Genomic DNA, 19923 nt, shown 5'->3' on the forward strand with positions numbered 1-19923 from the left:
GAGGCGGATTCGACCGCGATGCCCCCGGCGGATGCGCGCCAGGGGGCCGGAGGTTCTCCGTGGCGAACGGACGGCGCTCTCCCCGCTTAGGCTTCTGGCTGGTCCTCGCCTTCATCGTCCTGGCGGGGCTCGGCCAGGCGGTGCCGCTGTACACCGACTGGCTCTGGTACCGCGAGGTCGGCTTCACCCAGGTCTTCACGACCGTCCTGTCGCTGCGCGGCTGGCTCTTCCTCGGCGTCGGCGGCGTCGTCTTCCTCTTCATGTACGGCAACCTCTGGGTCGCCGCCCGGACGGCTGCGCCGGACGTCCTCTGGGAGCTCGACGACCAGCTCGGGCTGCCCGGCCGGGCGGTGCTCGAGCCGCTGATCCGGCGGCTGCTGCTGCCCGTCATCGCGGTGATCGCCGTGCTCTCCGGCCTGCGCGCCGGCGCCTCGTGGGAAATGGTGGTGGGCTATGTCAATGCCACGCCCTTCGGCGCCACCGACCCGCTGTTCGGCCGCGACCTCTCCTTCTTCGTCTTCGAGCTCCCGCTCTGGCGCTTCCTCTACGGCGGTGCGATGACGCTCGTCATCGGCACGCTGCTCCTGAGCGTCGCGACCTACGTGCTCCTGAGGAGCCTGGTGCTGACGGCCCAGGGCCCGAGGCTGGCGGCGGGCGCGCGTATCCACCTCCTCGGGCTCGGCGCGGTGCTGCTGCTCCTGCGCGCCCTTGGGTTCTGGCTCGACCGCTACGAGCTCCTCTACTCGGCGCGCGGCGTGGTCTTCGGCGCCTCGTATACCGACGTACACGCGACGCTTCCCGCGCTCAGCGTGCTCACGGCTCTCGCGTTCCTGTGCGCGGCCGCGTGTGTGCTCCAGATCAGCCGGCCCGGGTGGGGCTTCCTGGTGGCGGGCCTCGTGGTCCTGGCCGTGGTGTGGGCCGGAGGCCTGGGTGTCTGGCCGTCACTGCTCCAGCGCTTCCAGGTCACGCCGAACGAGCTCGTCGCCGAGCGGCCGTACATCGAGCACAACATCCGCATGACGCGGCAGGCGTACGGCCTCGAGTCGATCAAGGAGCAGGACTTTCCCGCCGAGGACCGGCTGACGTCCGCGGCCATCGAGCGCAACAGCCTCACCATCAAGAACATCCGCCTCTGGGATCACCGGCCGCTGCTGACGAGCTTCGCCCAGCTCCAGGAGATCCGCACCTATTACAAGTTCGCCGGCGTCGACGTGGACCGGTACACGGTCAACGGCGAGTACCGGCAGATCATGCTCTCGCCGCGCGAGATGTCCTACCAGCACCTGCCGAGCCGGGTCTGGATCAACGAGCACCTGACCTTCACCCACGGCTTCGGCCTGGTGGCGGGACCGGTCAACCGGATCACCCCTGAAGGCCTGCCCGATCTCTGGGTCAAGGACATCCCGCCGAACGTGTCGGGGGGATTCCCGAAGATCACGCGGCCGGAGATCTACTACGGCGAGCTGAGCAACGAATACGTCATCGTCCGCACCAAGTCGCAGGAGCTCGACTACCCTGCGGGCGATCAGAACGTCTACTCGCGTTACAGCGGGCGAGGTGGGGTGCCCGTTGGCGGGTTCCTTCGGAAGCTGGCGTTTGCCATCCGGTTCGGCGAGATCAAGATCCTGCTCTCGGATGACCTCAGCGCCGAGAGCCGGGTGATGATGTACCGGCGGGTCGGCGATCGCGTGCGGCAGGCGACCCCCTTCATCCGTTTCGACCACGACCCCTACCTCGTCGTCACGGGTGACGGGCGGCTGGTGTGGATCGTGGACGGCTACACGACGACGGACCGATACCCCTACGCCCAGCCCGAGCACGGCCTCAACTACATCCGCAACTCCGTCAAGGTGACCGTGGACGCTTTCGACGGGACCATGGTCTTCTACGTCGCCGACCCCAAGGACCCCCTGATCCGCACTTGGGCGCGGGCTTTCCCCGGGCTCTTCACTCCGCTCGAGCGGATGCCGGCCGAGCTGCGGCCGCACGTGCGCTACCCGGAGGATCTCTTCAGCCTCCAGGCGAAGATGTACGGCACGTACCACATGCAGGATCCGCAGGTCTTCTACAACAAGGAGGACCTCTGGACCGTGCCGCACCTGACGTTCGACGGACGGGACCGCGAGATGGAGCCGTACTTCACCATCATGCGGTTGCCGGGGGAGAAGACGGAAGAGTTCGTCCTGCTCTCGGGCTTCAACCCGGCGCGCCGCGACAACATGATCGCGATCATCGCGGCGCGCTCGGATGCGCCCAACTACGGCTCGCTCATCGCCTACACGTTCCCCAAGCAGAAGCTCGTCTACGGGCCCCGCCAGATCGACGCCCGCGTGAACCAGGACCCCGTGATCTCGGCCGCGTTCTCACTCTGGAACCAGCAGGGCTCGCGCGTGCTCCGCGGATCGCTCCTGGCCATCCCGATCGAGGGCTCGCTGATCTACGTCCAGCCGATCTATCTCTCGGCCGAGCAGGGGGCGCTGCCGGAGCTCCGTCGGGTCATCGTCGCCTTCGGCAACCAGATCGCCATGGAGCCGACGCTCGAGCAGTCGCTCCAGCGCATTTTCGGCGGCAGCATCCGCGGGGACGAGCCGACGCGGGCGCGCGGCGCCGATGGCAAGCCCGCCCCGGGGACGCCAACTGCAATGACCGGGCTCGTCCAGAGAGCCTGGGAATCGTGGCAGCGGGGGCAGGATGCGCTCAAGCGCGGCGATTGGACGGCCTACGGACAGGCGCAGAAGCAGCTCGAGGAGACGCTCCGTCAGCTCCGCGAGAGCCGCTAGGTTTTAGCGCGGAGAAAAAGCGCCGCGCCGAGCCCTGCAAAAATGATGTTCGCCGTCCAGGCGCCGAGCATGGGCGGCAGGAGCTCGGCCTTGGCGAAGGCGATCGCCACGGAGTTCACCACCCAGTAGCCCACCGAGATCAGGATGGCCACCGCGACGCCGACGCCGCGCCCGCCGCTGCGCGGTGACGCCAGGGCGAAGGGAATCGCCACGAGCGCCATGATGACGTGGACCAGCGGGAAAGAGAGCTTCGAGTCGAGTTGGACGAGGTATTTGCTGACCTGATGCCCGGTCTCCGCGAGTCGGGTGATGTAACCGCGCAGCTCCAGGAAGCTCATCGTCTCCGGCGCCTTTTGCACCTGGATCAGGTCGTTGATCTGCTCAGGCATGCTGACCAGCCTCTCCGTGAAGGCGTCGGCCGTGACCTGGTTGCCCGGGCCGACCTGCCGGAACACGCCGTCACTCAGCATCCAGGCCTCGCCGGTCCAGACCGCCCTGCCGGCGTCCAGGCGATCCACCAGACGAAAGTCCCGGCTGATGTCGACCACGAGCAGGCCTTCGAGCGAGCGCGCGATCGGGTCCAGCAGCTCCATGCGCAGGTAGCGCGTGTCGGAAGAGCGGTACCAGATCTGTGTTTGGCGCTGGAGGTGCCGGGGCTGGTTGCCGCGGATCTTGACGCGGTCGATCTCTTCCGCCTTGGCGTTGATGCCCGGGAGCACCGTCTCCTGCATGAGGCCGGCGGCGAGGCTGATGCCGAAGGCCACCAGGAGGACGGGCAGGCTGGCCCGGTAGAGGCTGATGCCGGAGGCCTTGAGCGCGTCGAGCTCGCGCTGCTGGGTCAGCGTCAGGAAGAGGAAGACGGTCGAGACCAGGACGACGAGGGGCAGCCCCTCGTAGAGCGAGCCGGGCAGCCGGTAGAACAGGTGCTGGACGATGTAGATGAACGGCGGCTTTGCCCGGAGGAACCGGTCGAGGTACTGGATCAGGTCGACCACGAGGACGAGGATCGCCACCACGACGGTTCCGGTGAGGAGGAAGGTCAGGTACTGGCCGACCAGGTAGCGGTCGATGATGTAGGTCGAGGCCCGCGGACCGCGCGCACGCGCCGCGGGACCGCTCACGCGCTGCACCGCGGCCCGCTTGGGGAAGACGCTGCGGAAGCCGCGAGGCACGGCCGCGCGGAGGCGCCAGAAGAGGCGTCTCCACGACGCGGGGGTGCCCGCTGTGGCGCTGTGAAGGAGCAGGAGCCCGACCGCGCCGAAGATCGCGTTCGGCAGCCACATGGCGACGCCGACGGGGATGCGGCCGCGCAGCGCCATGCCCTCGAGGAAGGTGTGGATGACGTAGTACAGGACGACGACGCCCAGGCTCAACCCGAGCGCCAGAGCGCGACCGCCACGCTGGGTCCGGATCCCGAGGGGAAAGCCGACGAGGATGAAGACCAGGGGAGCCACGGGCAGGGAGAAGCGCTTGTGCAGCTCGACCTCGAACGGCGTCACGATCTGCCCCTGGCGCTTGAGATCGGCGATGGTCTCGCGGAGCGTCTGGAGCGACATCTCCTTTTCGGGCTTCTCGATGCGCTCGGCCGCCCGCTGGGGGTTGTCGAGGGGCAGGTTGAGGTCGTAGAGGCTGAACGCGGTGAGGCGGAACCGCCGCGCGTCGCCCGTATCGGTCTCGCTGACGGAGCCGTCGATGAACCGCATGGTCACGCGGCGGTTCTTCGCGTCGGAGAAGAGACGCCCCTCGCGCGCAAGGATGATCCGGGAGAGCTTGGGGTCGCGCTCGTCCGAGACCAGGAGGCCCCGCAGGGCGACCTGCGAGGCGCTGATGTCGTCCACGTACATGACCATCTGGCTGAAGGAGGCGGTGAAGGTGCGCTCTTTGATGCCCGTGGTGGCCTTGGTCTGGAGGATCTGGAAGAGCTGGTTCTGAAAGGCTCCGCTCGCCGCGGGCGCGATCAGGAGGGTCAACGTCGCGACGGCGCCGCTGACCACGACCGCGAAGCCCAGGAAGGGTCCGAAGAGCCTGAGCGGGCTCACGCCCGAGGCCTTGAGCGCCGCCACCTCGAGGTCGCCGGCGAGACGGCCGCAGACCAGCAGCACCGAGACCAGGAGCGCCATGGGGACTGTGAGAGCGAGGACGCCGGGCAGCATGAAGAGGAGGAGGCCGAGCACGAAGTGGAAGGGCACGCTCTTGGTGATGACGAGATCGGTCAACTGGTAGACGCGGTCGATGACCAGGAAGAAGGTCAGCACGCCCACGACCAGGGCGAAGGGCGGGGCGAGATCCTTGATCATGTACCGGTCGAGGACCCTGAGCATGCCCCTCCATTGTACGATGGCGCCATGCCCGCCCCGGCCTTCATCGGACTGGCCCTTGTCGTCGTCGCTGCTGCCACCGCATGGGTCGCTGCTGCCACCGCATGGGCCGCGGGCGCTCCGGCGTGGGCCGGGCCAGCCGGCGACCGGCTCGAGCGCTTTCGGGAGATCGCCGCGGCGCGCCTGTCCATCGTCGAGGATACGGGCGGCGCGCTCGACCCGGCCTCGCAGGCCGAGATGGACGGGCTCCTGGACGGCGAGGTGTTGGACAGCCTGCGGGTCGGTGGTCCATTCGCCTCGGTGGAATTCATCCGTGACCGCCTCGACGCATTCGCCGAGGTGTGGGGCGGCGCGTCGCTGCGTATTGATCCACTCGGCGGCGGGCTTCTCGCGGGGCGCTTCCGTCTCTCGGCAAAGGGCGTGAGCAACTCGGTGCGGCTCTATGGTTCCCCGAAGGGAAAGCCGGCGCTCCTCCGGGCGTGGCAGGAAGACGGCGTGCCGGAGGTGTACCCGTGGGCCGCCCCGGCCGGAGGCGGCGCGGAGATCCTCGTGAGCTGGTCGGGCACGGCGACGGGGTGGGGAAGCTGGCCGCTCAAGCTCGAGCTCTGGCGCGTTCGAGAGGGGCGCGTCTCCGCGGTGTGGAGGAGCGCCGAGCGCTATCCGGATGGGCTCTGGGTCTCGCAGGTCGACATCAAGCCGGGACGTGTCCTCCTTCGGCACGAGGTCCGCTACCCGGGCTGGAAGCCCGGCTGCGACGTTCAGGCGGAGCAGGAGGACCGCTACCGCGCCGATCCAGGCGGAGGGCTCACGCTCGTGAGCAGCCGGCTCTTCAACGGCTGGCACAGGGAGCTCGGGCGCTCGGCGACGCGGTTCTTTTCCGCCCTCGCGTCGGGAGACCGCAAGGCGCTCGCGGAGCTGGCCCCGGATGTCGCTGTGCGCGCCAGGCTGCCGGCCGGGCTGTTGCCGGAGGCCGCCTGCGATGCCCAGAACCCGGACACGCCCGGCACCGCAGTCGTCGCTGCGGCCACGCCGCTTCCGGCCGGCCGGCGTGCCCCGTGGTCGCTCTGGTGGAGCCGCGGGCCGTCCGGCTGGCGCCTGACCGGCGCAGCCCTCGTGCTACAATGACGGGCTACTATGGCTGAAATCGCGGACCGCTACGACCCGAGCATCGTCGAGTCGCGCTGGTACCGCGAGTGGGAAGATCGTGGTCTCTTCCACGCCGACGCCGCCTCGTCCAAGCCGCCCTACTGCATCATGATCCCTCCGCCCAACGTCACGGGCTCGCTGCACATGGGCCACGCGTTCACGTTCACGCTCCAGGACATCCTGATCCGCTACAAGCGCATGGACGGCTACAACGCCCTCTGGCTGCCGGGCACCGACCACGCCGGCATCGCGACTCAGAACGTGGTCGAGCGCCAGCTCGCGGCCGAGGGCAAGAGCAAGGACGATCTCGGCCGCGAGGCCTTCATCGCGCGCGTGTGGCAGTGGAAGGAAGAGTCTGGCGGGGCGATCATCAACCAGCTCAGGCGCCTCGGAGCGTCATTCGATTGGCAGCGCGAGCGCTTCACGATGGACCCGGGACTGTCCCGGGCGGTGCGCGAGGTCTTCGTGCGCCTCTGGGAAGACGGGTTGATCTACCAGGGCGACTACATCGTCAACTGGTGCCCGCGCTGCCAGACGGCGCTGTCGGACATCGAGGTCGAGCGCGAGGAGCGCGACGACGAGTTCGTGTACATCAGGTACGGGCCGCTGACCCTCGGGACAGTCCGCCCTGAGACCAAGCTCGGCGACACAGGCGTGGCCGTCCACCCTAAGGACAAGCGCTACGCCACGTACGTCGGCAAGACCCTTAAAATCCAGTCGGTCGAGGGGCCGATTCAGATCCGCGTCGTCGCGGACACCGCCGTGGATCCCAAGTTCGGGACGGGCGTCATCAAGGTGACGCCGGGACACGATCCGACCGACTTCGAGATCGGCAAGCGGCACGGCCTGCCGGCGCGGACGGTCATAGGCTTCGACGGAAAGATGACCGCCCTCGCGGGCAAGTACGCGGGCATGGACCGCTTCGAGTGCCGGAAGAAGATCGTCGAGGACATGCAGGCGCTCGGCCTGATCGAGCGCATCGAGCCCTACCGGCACGCCGTCGGCCTCTGCTACCGGTGCAAGACGGTTGTCGAGCCGCTGATCTCCAAGCAGTGGTACGTGCGGATCAAGCCGCTCGCGGACCCGGCGATCAAGGCGGCGCGGTCGGGGCGCATGAAGATCCAGCCGCGCGAGTGGGCCAGGAACTATCTCCTCTGGATGGAGAACATCCACGACTGGTGCATCTCGCGCCAGCTGTGGTGGGGGCATCGCATTCCGGTCTGGTACTGCGAGAAGGACGGCAGCACCCACGTGTCGCGGACAGACCTTGCTGCATGCCCCGCGTGCGGTGGACCCGTGCGCCAGGATCCGGACGTGCTCGACACCTGGTTCTCCTCGGGGCTCTGGCCCTTTTCGACCCTCGGCTGGCCGGAGTCCACACCCGAGCTCAAGACCTTCTACCCGACCTCCTGCCTCGTGACCGGCTTCGACATCATCTCCTTCTGGGTCGCCCGGATGGTCATGCTCGGGCTCAAGTTCATGGGCGACGTGCCGTTCCGCGACGTCTACATCCACGCCCTCGTCCGGGACGCCGAGGGGCACAAGATGTCCAAGTCCAAGGGCAACGTCGTCGACCCGCTTACGATCATGGACAAGTACGGCACGGATGCCTTCCGGTTCACGCTCGCTGCGCTCGCGGCGCAGGGACGGGATATCAGGCTGTCCGAAGATCGGATCGAGGGCTACCGCAACTTCGCCAACAAGATCTGGAATGCGTCACGCTTCGTGCTGACGAACCTCGACGGTTACGACGCCGCGCTCGCGGCGAAGGGCAAGCGATCCGTGGCGGACCGCTGGATCGCGAGCCGCCTGGTTGCGGCGGCGGCGGCGGTGCGGACGGCGCTCGACGGCTATCGCTTCAACGACGCCGCCTCGGCGGTGTACCAGTTCGTCTGGAGCGAGTTCTGCGACTGGTACCTCGAGATCGCCAAGCGCAGCCTCTACCATCGCCAAGACCCGGGCGCGCGCGCAGTGACCCAGCGGACGCTCGTGGAGACCCTCGAAGTGACGCTCCGGCTGCTGCACCCGTTCATGCCCTTCATCTCGGAGGAGATCTGGCAGCGGCTCCCTCACGGGGCCGGACCGGCGCCAGACTCGGCCGGATACATTCCAGGCCCCGCCAGGTACGTAATGGTCGCGGCGTTCCCGAAGGCGGGACGCAAGGGACGTGATGCAGCCGCGGAGCGCGAGATGGCGCCCGTCATCTTGGTGGTGAGCGCGATCCGGACCGTGCGCAGCGAGAGCCGCATCTCCCCGGCCGTGGAATTGACGGTGACCGTCAAGTGTCCCTCTAAGGACGCCGCCAGGCTGCGCGCCGCCGTCCCGCTGATCGGCGCGCTGGCGCGGGCCAGGGTGACCGTCGATCCCCGGGCGGCGCGGCCGCCGCAGTCCGCCCACGCAGTGGCGGGCGGCGCGGACGTGTTCGTGCACCTCCAGGGCGTCGTGGACGTGGGAGCAGAGCGCGCACGGCTCCAGAAGGAGATCGAGAAGGCGCGGAAGGAGACGAGCTTTCTCGAGGGTAAGCTCGGGCGTGCGGACTTCATCGAGCGCGCGCCGGCCGACGTCGTGGCGCGCGACCGCGAGCGGCTCGCCGAGCAGGGGCAGATCCTGGAAAAGCTCACCGCGAGCCTGGCCGCGCTCCAGTGACGATGCGGGCGCCGGCGCAACGTCTCGGGCACACCATCCACCGCTTGGGCCGGGTCGGGTCCACCCAGGGCGAAGCGGCCCGGTTGGCGACGGCCGGCGGCTCCGAGGGAACGGTGGTGACGGCGACGCACCAGAGCGCGGGGCGGGGCCGGCGCGGCCGCGAGTGGCTCGACGCCCCGGGCGAAAGTCTGCTCATGTCCATCGTGCTGCGCCCGCCGATTCCCCCCGGCCTGGCTCCGCAGTTGTCGCTGGTCGCGGCCGTGGCCGTCGTCGATGCTCTCGGAACGGCCGGGGTGGCGGCCACGATCCGCTGGCCCAATGACGTCATGGTCGGGGAGCGAAAGATCTGCGGCATGCTGCCCGAGGCGCTGACCACGCGCGAGGGCACGCTCGAGCACGTGATCCTGGGAATCGGGCTCAACGTCAACCAGCGCGACTTCCCGGCGTCGATACGGACGTTCGCGACCTCGGTGAGGATCGAGACCGGGCGCGAGCACGCTGTCGAGGAGATGCTGCAGGCGGTCCTGGCCGGGCTCGAGGGCTGGTACAGGCGCTTCGTCGAGGGAGGGCTCGACGCGCTCCTCCCGGCCTGGCTCGGGCGCGCTCAAGGCATCGGCTGCCGCGCGCGCGATGCGGACGGGCAGGAGGGCGTCGCGGTTGGCCTGGCTGCAGACGGCGCCTTGCTGCTCCGGACGGACAGCGGCGAGACGCTGCGGGTCGTCGCGGGCGAGGTCACGACGGAGGTAGAGCATGCTGCTGGTCATTGACGTCGGCAACACCAACACCAAGGTCGGCGTCTTCAGCGGACCGCGGCTCCTCGTGTCGTGGCGGCTGACGACGCGGCGCGAGCAGACGGCCGACGAGTACGGCGTCTTCATCCAGACGCTCCTCAGCACGCGCGGCATCGAGCAGCAGCGAATCACGGGCGTGGCCATCTCGAACGTGGTGCCGACCGTGCAGCAGGCGCTCGAGGCCATGTCCGACGCCTACTTCGGGGTGCAGCCGTTCAGCGTGGAGCCGGGCAGGAGCGAGACGGTGCCGCTCTCCGTGGAAGCGCCGCAGGAGGTCGGAGCCGACCGCCTCTGCGACATCGTAGGCGGCGTCACGCTCTACGGCTCGCCGCTCATCGTGGTCAACTTCGGCACGGCAACCACGTTCGACTGCGTGAACGCGCGGGGCGAGTTCATCGGCGGAGCGATCGCCCCGGGCCTCGTCACCGCCTCCGAAGCGCTGATCTCGCGCGCGGCGCGCCTCTACCGCGTCGAGCTGCTTCAGCCGAAGGAGGCGATCGGGCGGAACACCGTCACCAACATCCAGTCAGGCGTGATGTACGGCTGGGCGGGGCTGGTGGACGGCCTCGTCGACCGCATGCGCGCCGAGATGGGCGGCCCCGTCAAGGTGGTCGCCACGGGCGGGCTGGCCGGCCAGCTGCGAGGCGTGGCGCGTACCATCGATCTGGTCAACCCGGACCTGACTCTCGAGGGCCTGCGGGCGATCTGGGAGCGCGCAAATCCTCAGCAACCGCGGCACGCGTCGACGCAGGGTTGACAGGTCGTGGTGACGCTCGTATACTCCCCCTAAATACGGTAGGGTCAGGCCGGCGGCTCTCTATATACGGGGCCTGGGGGGCGCGGCGGGGCCACTCGGGTCCGGAGAGGACGACAGCGCATGGGCATGTGGGTGGGGCGCGGGCGCAAGGCCCGGGCGGCATACGGCTTCGACGACATCGCGCTGGCTCCAGGAGCGATCACCATCAATCCCAACGAGGTGGACATCTCGTGGGAGCTCTGCGGCCGCAACTTTCAGATCCCCATCATCGCCGCGGCCATGGACGGCGTCGTCAGCCCCAAGCTCGCCATCGAGATGGGCCGCCTCGGCGGGCTCGCGGTGCTCAACCTCGAGGGCATCTTCTCGCGCTATGAGAACCCGGACGAGGTCCTCGACCGGATCACCTCCGCCAGCCTCGAAGAAGCGACCAGGATCATCCAAGGGATCTACGGCGAGCCCATCAAGGAAGAGCTGATCCACAAGCGCATCTCGGAGATCAAGAAGGGCGGCGGGCCCGTCATGGTGTCGGCCATCCCGCAGCGCGCCGAGCGCTTCGCGAAGATCGCCGAGGAGGCCGGCGCGGACTTCTTCGTGGTCCAGTCCACGGTCACGACAGCGCGGCACGTGGCGACTGAGTACACGCCGGTGGATCTCCGCGAGCTCAAGAAGCATCTGTCGATCCCCCTTATCATCGGCAACACGGTCACGTACGAGGCCTGCCTCGAGCTGATGGAGTGCGGAGCCGACGCGCTGCTGATCGGCGTGGGGCCCGGCGCCGCGTGCACCAGCCGAGAGGTGCTGGGGGTCGGCGTCCCGCAGGTGACGGCGACGGCCGACTCCGCCGCCGCCCGGGACTTCTACTACAAGCGGAAGGGGCGCTACGTGCCCATCATCACCGACGGCGGCATGACCACCGGTGGCGACATCTGCAAGGCCCTGGCCTCGGGCGCCGACGCGGTCATGATTGGCTCGGCCTTCGCGCGCGCCCAGGAGGCGCCGGGGCGCGGGTACCACTGGGGAATGGCGACGCCGCACTCGAACCTGCCGCGCGGGACGCGCATCCGGGTCGGGGTGTCGGGTCCGCTCGAGCAGATCCTTTTCGGTCCCGCCTTCACCGAGGACGGCACGCTGAACCTGGTCGGTGCGATCCGCACGTGCATGGGCTCGGTGGGCGCCATGAGCATCAAGGAGCTGCAGCAGACCGAGCTCATCATCGCCCCGTCCATCAAGACGGAAGGCAAGGTGTTCCAGCGCGCCCAGAAGCTCGGCACGCCCAGATAGCGGAGCGGCCGTTGCGCCCGCGCCACCCGGGAAAGATTCGAGGGACGGCGCCCCCGCCGGCGCCCCCGATGCGACGCAAGTTGTGTGAAGCGGTTCTCGCCCGGAGTCCCAATGGATAAGATTTGCGTCCTGGATTTCGGCGCGCAGTACGCCCAGCTGATCGCTCGCCGCGTCCGTGAGTTGTCCGTCTATTCCGAGATCGTCCCCTGCACGGAGCCCGTGGAGAAGCTGCTGGCCGCCGGCTACAAGGGGATCATTCTCTCGGGCGGCCCATCGAGCGTCTACGACGACGGCGCCCCGCTGCCCGACAAGCGCCTCTTCGAGGCCGGCATCCCCATTCTCGGCATCTGCTACGGCATGCAGGCCATGGGTTACCTCCTCGGTGGAGAGGTCGTGCCGGCGGAGCGTCGCGAGTACGGCCCTGCTGACCTCCTGCTCGAAGGTGGCGGCGGAGGGCTGCTGGACGGGATGCGGCCTTCGGTGTCCGGCCGCGTCCGGGTGTGGATGAGCCACGGGGATACCGTGATGAAGCCGCCCCAGGGCTTCGTGCGGCTCGGTTCCACCGACAACTGTCCCGTGGCGGCCATGGCGGATGCCGACCGCAAGCTCTACGGCGTCCAGTTCCACCCTGAGGTGGCGCACACGGCCCAAGGCAAGACGGTGCTCCGGAACTTCCTGGCGGCATGCGGCGCCAAGGGCGACTGGTCCATGGCCTCCTTCATCGACACGGAGGTGGCGGCGATCCGGAAGACCGTGGGGCGGGATCGCGTCCTGTGCGCGCTCTCGGGAGGCGTGGACTCCTCGGTGGTCGCGGTCCTCCTCCACAAGGCCATAGGGGAGCAGCTGACCTGCCTCTTCGTGGACAACGGTGTCCTGAGACATGGCGAGGTCGAGTCCGTCGTCTCCACGTTCAAGGATGCCTTCAAGATCAATCTCATTCATGTCGACGCAAGTAAGCGGTTTCTTGACCGGTTGCAGGGTGTGACGGATCCTGAGACCAAGCGCAAGCGTATCGGGAACGAGTTCATCGCCGTCTTCGAGGAGGAGGCGCGGAAGCTCGGCGAGATCCCTTGGCTCGCGCAGGGCACGCTGTATCCCGACGTCATCGAGTCGGTGTCTTTCAAGGGGCCCTCGGCTACCATCAAGACCCACCACAACGTGGGCGGGCTGCCCCCCGACATGAAGTTCAAGCTCATCGAGCCGCTCCGCGAGCTCTTCAAGGACGAGGTCAGGGAAGTGGGCGGCCTGCTCGGGCTGCCGCGGGAGATCATCTGGCGCCAGCCCTTCCCGGGGCCGGGGCTCGCGATTCGCGTGGTGGGCGAGGTGATCCCAGAGCGCCTCGCCGTCCTCCGCGAGGCCGACGCGATCGTGCAAGAGGAAGTCCGGCGCGCGGGGCTCGAGCGCGAGATCTGGCAGGCGTTCGCCGTGCTGCTGCCGGTGCGGACCGTCGGGGTCATGGGCGACTTCCGCACCTACGCCGAGGTCATCGCGCTCCGGGCGGTGACCAGCCAGGACGCCATGACGGCGGATTGGGCGCGGCTGCCCTACGAGCTGCTCGCCCACATCTCCTCGCGGATCATCAACGAGGTCAAGGGCGTCAACCGCGTCGTCTACGACATCTCCTCCAAGCCCCCCAGCACCATCGAATGGGAGTAGGAGACTCCGCAAAAGCCGGCGCGCCGCGCGCCGACTTCGTTCACCTCCACGTCCACTCGGAGTACAGCCTTCTCGACGGCGCGGCCCAGCTCGAGAAGGTCGAGCGGGTTGGCGGGCAGGGGAAGAAGGAGAAGGACGTCGGCCTCATCGCGCGGGCCGCCGAGCTCGGCTTCCCGGCCCTCGCCCTGACCGACCACGGCAACCTCTTCGGCGCCATCGACTTCTACACCGCCTGCAGGGGCGCCGGCGTTAAACCCATAATCGGCTGCGAGCTCTACGTGGCGCCCGGCAGCCGCTTCGAGCGGTCGGGGCAGGACGGCGGCTACGAGGGCGCGAGCCACGCGACGGTGTTGGTCAGGAACGAGGCGGGTTACCGCAACCTGATCAGGCTCGTCTCCAAGGCCTACCTCGAGGGCTTTTACTACAAGCCGCGCGTGGACCGCGAGCTGCTGGCCCAGCACGCCGAGGGGCTCCTTGTCCTCTCAGGCTGCCTGAACTCCGAGGTGAGCCGCCTGCTCTCGGCCGGGGAGGACGCCAAGGCCCGCGAGACGGCCGGCTGGTACCAGGGGGTCTTCGGCAAGGACTTCTACTTCATGGAGGTCCAGTCGCATGGAATAGAAGAGCAGTCGCGGGTGACCGAGGGCACGGTCAAGATCGCCAGGGAGCTGGGCGCGCCGCTCTGCGGCACCAACGATTCGCACTACGTCGACGCAGGGCACGCGAAGGCTCACGAGGCACTGCTCTGCATCCAGACGGGGTCGAGCATGAGCGACCCGAACCGGTGGCGCTTCTCGACCGAGGAGTTCTATCTCAAGTCCGCCGACGAGATGCGCGCCGTCTTCAAAGACCTGCCCGAAGCCTATCGCAATACCCTGGCCGTCGCCGAGCGCTGCGACCTCGAGCTTGCCTTCGGGCAGTTCCACCTGCCGAAGTACGACGTGCCGGCCGGCCACACGCTCGACTCCTACCTCGAGCACCTGGCCTTCGAGGGACTCACGCGGCGCTACGGCGGATCGCCCGCCGACGCCTTTGTGGAGCGGCTCCGCTACGAGCTCTCGGTCGTGTCCAAGATGGGCTTCTCGGGCTACTTCCTCGTCGTGTGGGACTTCATCACCTTCGCGCGGCGCCAGGGCATCGCGGTCGGTCCAGGGCGCGGATCCTCCGCGGGGTCGCTCGTCGCCTACTGTCTCGGCATCACCAACGTCGACCCGGTGGGCTACGGGCTCCTGTTCGAGCGCTTTCTCAACCCCGAGCGCGTCTCCATGCCCGACATGGACATCGACTTCGCCGACGACCGTCGCGACGAGGTCATCCGCTACGTCGCGGAGCGCTACGGCGCGGATCGGGTCGCCCACATCATTACGTTCGGCACGATGGGCGCCAAGGCGGTGATCCGGGACGTCGCACGGGTGATGGGGTTCCCCTTCGGCGAGGCCGATCGGATCGCGAAGCTGGTGCCGGCTTTCCCCCTCAACATCACCCTGGACGAGGCGCTCGAGAAAGCGCCGGCGCTGGCCGAGCAGGTCAAGCGCGATCCGCGCGTGGGAGAGCTCTGGGCCGTGGCGCGGACCCTCGAGGGGTGCACGCGGCACGCCTCGGTCCACGCCTCGGCCGTGGTCATCTCGGACGAGCCCCTGATGGAGCGGGTGCCGCTCTACAAGGACCCGAAACGGCCCGAGCTGATCACCGGCTTCGCCATGGGCCCGATCGAGAAGCTCGGCCTGCTGAAGATGGACTTCCTCGGTCTCCGCACGCTCACCGTGATTGCGGACGCGGTTCGGCTCGTCAAGGAGTCGAAGGGCCTCCAGCTCGACCCCGAGGCGCTGCCGCTCGACGACGCGCCCACGTACCAGATGCTCTCGGAGGCCAAGACCTTCGGGGTGTTCCAGCTGGAATCGGCGGGCATGCGGGACGCGCTTAAGAGCCTGAAGCCCACGAGGATCCAGGACATCATCGCCATGGTGTCGCTCTACCGGCCCGGCCCGATGGAGCTGATCCCGGAATTCGTCGACCGCAAGCACGGCCGCAAGCCGATCACCTATGAGCACCCGCTCATGGAGAAGCACCTCCAGGAAACGTACGGAATCATGGTCTACCAGGAGCAGGTCATGGGGCTCGCGGCCGAGCTCGCGGGCTTCACCCTTGGCGAGGCCGACACGCTCCGGAAGGCGATGGGCAAGAAGGACCGCGAGCTCATGGCCGCGCAGAAGGCGAAATTCCTCGTGGGCTGCCGCGCCAACGAGCTCGACGGGCGCAAGGCCGAACGGGTCTGGGACCTCATCGAAAAGTTCGCCGGCTATGGCTTCAACAAGTCGCACGGCGCCTGCTACGGACTCGTCGCCTACCAGACCGCGTACCTCAAGGCCAACCATCCCGTCGAGTTCATGGCCGCCCTCCTCACGTCGGAAATGGAGAAGACGGACAAGATCGTCCAGTACATGGAGGAGTGCCGGAGCATGGGGCTGCGCGTCGAGGCCCCCGACGTCAACGTGTCGGGTGCGCGCTTCACCGTGGTGGGCGAGGCGATCCCCTTCGGCCTGGCCGCCATCAAGAACGTCGGCGGCTCGGCCATCGAATCCATCGTCAAGACCCGGAACGAGGCGGGACGCTTCTCATCGATCGGCGACTTTTGCGCCCGCGTCGATCTCCGGCTCGTCAACCGCCGGGTGGTGGAGAGTCTCATCAAGGCCGGCGCGTTCGACTCTCTCGGCGGGACGCGGGCGGGGCTCTTGTCCGGTCTCGACCAGGCCATGGAGGCGGGCCAGCGCAGCCAGCGCGATCGTGAGGAAGGACAGGGCTCGCTCTTCGAGGGGCTGGGCGGCCCGAAGGCTGCGCCGGCCGCGGCGCCGCGGCCAGCCGAGACCCGGGTGCCGGAATGGCCGAGTGAGGAGCTGCTGGCCGCCGAGAAAGAGGTGCTGGGCTTCTACCTGTCCGGCCACCCACTCGACGGCTACCGCGACCTCGCCGCGCGGCTCAAGACCGTGTCGGCCCTCGAGCTGGCGGCGCGGCCCGCGGCCTCCCGGGTGCTCCTGCTGGGCCTGGTCGGCGCGCTGACGGAGAACGCGACCAAGAGCGGCAACCGCATGGCCTTCGCCACGCTGGAGCTGGTGGACGGCTCGGTGCCGCTGACGGTCTTCCCCGAGCCCTACCGCGCTTGCTCGGTCGCGTTGAGACACCGGGGCCCCGTGCTGGTGCGGGGCCGGATCGACGACAGCGACAAGGGGCGCGTGGTGCTGGCCGAGGAAGTCAAGCCGCTCGACGAGGCCACGATCGCCGCCGCGCGGGCGCCGGAGAACAGCGAGACCACAGCCCCCAACGGGTCGGACGCCGGGGCGTTAGGCGCCCGGCGGGGCGAGGACGGGGCGCACACCTGTAGAATTCGCGTGCACGCGGGACCCGGCGGTCCCCCCGGCGTTCCCCCCGGCGTTCCCGATGAAGCGCTCGCTTCCGTCCGCGGCATCTGCGAAGCGCACCCGGGGCCCACGCCGGTGTTCGTGCACGTGCTGCTGGCGGACCAGGAGGTCGTGGTGCGCGCCAAGGGGCTGTCGGTCGCGCCGGAGCCGGAGCTGGTGGCGAAAATCGAAAGCCTGCTCGGGCCGGGCAGTATACTCGTCGAGTATGCCGGACGAGCTTGAGTTCGAGCGGCCGCTTCTGGAGCTCGAGAACCGTATCGCCGAGCTCCGCGCCTCGGACGACGCGCAGGGCGCGCGCGACGAGATCGGCCGTCTCGATGAGCGTCTGAAGCGCCTCCAGCAGAAGGTCTACGGCAGCCTGACCCCGTGGCAGCGGGCCCAGCTCGCCCGGCATCCGAAGCGGCCCCACACGCTCGACCTGTTCCGCCTCCTCCTCGAGGATTTCGTCGAGCTGCACGGAGATCGCGTCTTCGGCGACGACAAGGCCATCGTGGGCGGGCTCGCGCGCTTCGAGGGCGACCCGGTCGTCGCCATCGGCCACCAGAAGGGGCGCGACACCCGGGAGAACATCGCGCGCAACTTCGGCATGCCGCACCCCGAGGGATACCGCAAGGCCCTGCGACTCATGGAGCTCGGGGCCAAGTTCCGCAAGCCCATCATCACGTTCATCGACACGCCCGGCGCCTACCCGGGGCGCGGCGCGGAAGAGCGCGGCCAGGCGGAAGCCATCGCGCGCAACTTGAGCGAGATGGCCGGGCTGGGCACGCCGATCGTCTGCGTCGTGACGGGTGAAGGGGGCAGCGGCGGCGCCCTCGCCATCGGCGTGGCGAATCGCATCCTGATGCTCGAGTACGCGATCTACTCCGTCATCTCCCCCGAGGGCTGCGCGGCCATCCTCTGGGGCGAGGCCACGAAAGCGCCCGAGGCCGCGGAGCTCATGCGCATCACGGCGCCGGACCTTCTCAGGCTCGGCGTCATCGACGGCATCGTGCCCGAGCCGACCGGCGGCGCCCACCGGAACTGGGAGGAGACGGCCGCGAACCTCCGCGGCCCGCTCCGGGACGTCCTCTGGGAGCTCCGCTCGCGCACGTCGGAGGAGCTGGTCGCCGAGCGCTACGAGAAGTTCCGCAAGATCGGCGTGTTCGAGGAGAGCGCCTGATCGCTGCACCGCTGTTTGACAGGCTCTGGGGCCGATGCTAACGTAAGTGCCGATCTTGTATGCCAAAACTTCACCTGATCACCTACGGCTGCCAGATGAACGAGTACGACTCCGAGCGCGTCGCGGGTCTGCTCAAGCGTGAGCGCTACGAGCTCACCGAGGTGGCTGAGGAAGCCGACCTCATCCTGCTCAACACGTGCGCGATCCGCGAGAAGGCGGAGGACAAGGTCTTCTCGCGCCTGGGGCAGCTCCGAACGCTGAAGCAGCAGCGGCCCGAGATCCTGATCGGCGTGATGGGCTGCATGGCGCAGCTCTGGCAGGGGAAGATCCTGGAGCGCGCGCCCCAGGTAGATCTGGTATTCGGTTCCGCCGCGGTCGCGCGTGTCGCCGAGCTGGTCGAGCAGGCACGGGCGGCGGACGCGCCCATCGTGGAGGTCCGCGAGGCGCCGCTGGTCAAGCTGACCGCCAAGCCCGACCGCCCGGGGCAGCTCAAGGCCTTCGTCACGGTGATGGAGGGGTGCGAGAAGTTCTGCACCTTCTGCGTCGTGCCGGTGACGCGGGGGCGCGAACGCAGCCATCCGCCGGAGGCCGTCCTGGCGGAGGTGCGCGAGCTGGCGGCGGCGGGGGTGCGCGAGGTGACGCTGCTCGGGCAGACGGTCAACGCCTATGGCCGTGATCTTACGCCGGCGACCGACCTGGCGGCGCTCCTGGAGCGAATCGACGAGGTCGAAGGCATTGAGCGCATCCGGTTCACCACCTCGAACCCATACAACCTCACCGCCCGGCTGATCCGCGCCATCCGCGACCTTCCGAAGGTGGTCGAATACCTGCACCTGCCGCTCCAGTCTGGCTCAGATCGCGTGCTCGAGCGCATGAACCGCGGCTACACCTCCGCGCGCTACTTGGCGCTGATCGCCGAGCTCACGGAGACGGTGCCCGGCATCGCGCTCTCGACCGATCTCATCGTGGGGTTTCCCGGCGAGACGGACCAGGACTTCGAGCGGACGGTCGACGTCGTCGAGCGGGTCCGCTACGACAACGTCTTCGCCTTCCGCTACTCTCGCCGACCCGGCACGGCCGCCGCCGATATGAGCGACCAGGTGCCGGACGACGTCAAGGCGAGACGGAACGCGCGCATTCTCGAGGTCGCGACCCGTGTCGGCGCCGAGCGCAGCCGGACGCTTGAGGGCCGGGTGCTGCCGGTGCTCGTGGACGGCCGCTCCCGCAAGGACCCGGGCGAGCTGACGGGCCGCACCCGGTGCAACCGCGTGGTCAACTTCGACGCCCACGGTCGCGATCTTCTGGGCACGGTGGTGCCCGTGCTCGTCACCCGGGCGCTGCCGCACAGCCTCCGCGGCGAGCTGGCCGGCGCCGCCGCCGCCGCCCCCGGCGTCACCGAAGGCCGCGTGCTCGCGGCGGCGGTCTAGGGGAGGGGACGCCCATGTGGCTCGAGATGAAGGTCAAGGGACTGGCGCTGGACCCTCTCTCCAACATGCCGATCATCATCCTGCGCGACGAGGAGGAGAAGCGCTCGCTGCCCATCTGGGTCGGGCTCTTCGAGGCCAACGCCATCGCGCTCGAGCTCGAGAAGATCTCGACGGCGCGGCCCATGACGCACGACCTGATCAAGAACATCCTCGAGGCGCTCGACGCCCGCGTGGTCAAGGTCGAGGTCAACGACCTCCGGGAGAACACCTTCTTCGCGGTCATCCACCTCCAGCTGGGATCGGCCGAGATCACCGTCGACTCGCGCCCGTCGGACGCCATCGCGCTCGCGCTCAGGGTGTCGGCCCCGATCTTCGTGGACGAGGAAGTCGTGGCCAAGGCCAAGAACGTCGAGGTCGCCAAGGAGCAGGAGCTCGGCGGCAGCAAGACCGACGACCAGGCGAAGATCAAGGAATGGCTCGATTCCATCAAGCCGGGAGACTTCGGCAAGATCGAGCGCGGCCGTGATCCCAACGCCCCGGATGACTAGC

The 19923-nt window shown here is 68.6% G+C and carries 12 protein-coding genes; 11 read left to right on the plus strand and 1 reads right to left on the minus strand.

Translation table 11 applies throughout. The features are described from left to right. The first annotated feature begins 59 nt into the window (after positions 1-59). Positions 60-2780 carry a UPF0182 family protein gene (locus VGV06_19060; protein HEV2057245.1) on the plus strand — a complete coding sequence of 907 codons (2721 nt, stop codon included), beginning with the start codon at positions 60-62 and terminating at the stop codon, positions 2778-2780. On the opposite strand, the gene lptG is transcribed toward VGV06_19060, so the two are convergent. Further along, on the minus strand, positions 2777-5101 hold the full coding sequence (gene lptG / locus VGV06_19065) for an LPS export ABC transporter permease LptG (protein ID HEV2057246.1): 2325 nt from the start codon (positions 5099-5101) through the stop codon (positions 2777-2779). The genes VGV06_19060 and lptG overlap by 4 nt on opposite strands. A gap of 24 nt (positions 5102-5125) precedes the next feature. Between lptG and VGV06_19070 the strand changes: the two genes are divergently transcribed. The 10 genes from VGV06_19070 (at position 5126) to VGV06_19115 (ending at position 19922) form a co-directional block, all read left to right on the plus strand. Next, positions 5126-6223 (plus strand): hypothetical protein, encoded by a 1098-nt coding sequence (locus VGV06_19070; protein ID HEV2057247.1) that lies wholly within the window; start codon positions 5126-5128, stop codon positions 6221-6223. A gap of 9 nt (positions 6224-6232) precedes the next feature. Next, positions 6233-8890 (plus strand): valine--tRNA ligase, encoded by a 2658-nt coding sequence (locus VGV06_19075; GenBank protein HEV2057248.1) that lies wholly within the window; start codon positions 6233-6235, stop codon positions 8888-8890. A 2-nt stretch (positions 8891-8892) separates the two neighbouring features. After that, complete coding sequence (locus VGV06_19080) at positions 8893-9657, plus strand: biotin--[acetyl-CoA-carboxylase] ligase (protein HEV2057249.1); 765 nt, start codon at positions 8893-8895, stop codon at positions 9655-9657. Next, a complete protein-coding gene (locus tag VGV06_19085; protein ID HEV2057250.1) occupies positions 9641-10438 on the plus strand; it encodes a type III pantothenate kinase in 798 nt (265 codons plus the stop codon). The genes VGV06_19080 and VGV06_19085 overlap by 17 nt, the downstream gene beginning before the upstream one ends. 120 nt (positions 10439-10558) lie before the next feature. Next, positions 10559-11719 (plus strand): GuaB3 family IMP dehydrogenase-related protein, encoded by a 1161-nt coding sequence (locus VGV06_19090; GenBank protein HEV2057251.1) that lies wholly within the window; start codon positions 10559-10561, stop codon positions 11717-11719. Between the two features lie 111 nt (positions 11720-11830). Continuing rightward, complete coding sequence (gene guaA, locus VGV06_19095) at positions 11831-13375, plus strand: glutamine-hydrolyzing GMP synthase (protein HEV2057252.1); 1545 nt, start codon at positions 11831-11833, stop codon at positions 13373-13375. Continuing rightward, positions 13366-17010, plus strand: a complete 3645-nt coding sequence (gene dnaE / locus VGV06_19100) for a DNA polymerase III subunit alpha (protein HEV2057253.1) — start codon at positions 13366-13368, stop codon at positions 17008-17010. Before guaA ends, dnaE begins: the two co-directional genes overlap by 10 nt. Continuing rightward, on the plus strand, positions 16994-17947 hold the full coding sequence (locus tag VGV06_19105) for an acetyl-CoA carboxylase carboxyltransferase subunit alpha (GenBank protein HEV2057254.1): 954 nt from the start codon (positions 16994-16996) through the stop codon (positions 17945-17947). The genes dnaE and VGV06_19105 overlap by 17 nt, the downstream gene beginning before the upstream one ends. 59 nt (positions 17948-18006) lie before the next feature. After that, positions 18007-19374 carry a tRNA (N6-isopentenyl adenosine(37)-C2)-methylthiotransferase MiaB gene (gene miaB / locus VGV06_19110; protein ID HEV2057255.1) on the plus strand — a complete coding sequence of 456 codons (1368 nt, stop codon included), beginning with the start codon at positions 18007-18009 and terminating at the stop codon, positions 19372-19374. A 14-nt stretch (positions 19375-19388) separates the two neighbouring features. Beyond that, positions 19389-19922 (plus strand): bifunctional nuclease family protein, encoded by a 534-nt coding sequence (locus VGV06_19115; protein HEV2057256.1) that lies wholly within the window; start codon positions 19389-19391, stop codon positions 19920-19922. The last annotated feature ends 1 nt before the right edge of the window (position 19923 follow it).

This window comes from Candidatus Methylomirabilota bacterium (assembly GCA_035936835.1).
Lineage (GTDB): Bacteria > Methylomirabilota > Methylomirabilia > Rokubacteriales > CSP1-6 > AR37.

What these genes read in the sequence shown, in the direction of transcription:
- VGV06_19070 (HEV2057247.1), top strand. Translation starts at nt 5,126, where the DNA reads ATGCCCGCCCCGGCCTTCATCGGACTGGCCCTTGTCGTCGTCGCTGCT.
- dnaE (HEV2057253.1), top strand. Translation starts at nt 13,366, where the DNA reads ATGGGAGTAGGAGACTCCGCAAAAGCCGGCGCGCCGCGCGCCGACTTC.
- VGV06_19075 (HEV2057248.1), top strand. Translation starts at nt 6,233, where the DNA reads ATGGCTGAAATCGCGGACCGCTACGACCCGAGCATCGTCGAGTCGCGC.
- VGV06_19105 (HEV2057254.1), top strand. Translation starts at nt 16,994, where the DNA reads ATGCCGGACGAGCTTGAGTTCGAGCGGCCGCTTCTGGAGCTCGAGAAC.
- lptG (HEV2057246.1), bottom strand. Translation starts at nt 5,101, where the DNA reads ATGCTCAGGGTCCTCGACCGGTACATGATCAAGGATCTCGCCCCGCCC.
- VGV06_19085 (HEV2057250.1), top strand. Translation starts at nt 9,641, where the DNA reads ATGCTGCTGGTCATTGACGTCGGCAACACCAACACCAAGGTCGGCGTC.
- VGV06_19080 (HEV2057249.1), top strand. Translation starts at nt 8,893, where the DNA reads ATGCGGGCGCCGGCGCAACGTCTCGGGCACACCATCCACCGCTTGGGC.
- VGV06_19090 (HEV2057251.1), top strand. Translation starts at nt 10,559, where the DNA reads ATGGGCATGTGGGTGGGGCGCGGGCGCAAGGCCCGGGCGGCATACGGC.
- miaB (HEV2057255.1), top strand. Translation starts at nt 18,007, where the DNA reads ATGCCAAAACTTCACCTGATCACCTACGGCTGCCAGATGAACGAGTAC.
- VGV06_19115 (HEV2057256.1), top strand. Translation starts at nt 19,389, where the DNA reads ATGTGGCTCGAGATGAAGGTCAAGGGACTGGCGCTGGACCCTCTCTCC.
- guaA (HEV2057252.1), top strand. Translation starts at nt 11,831, where the DNA reads ATGGATAAGATTTGCGTCCTGGATTTCGGCGCGCAGTACGCCCAGCTG.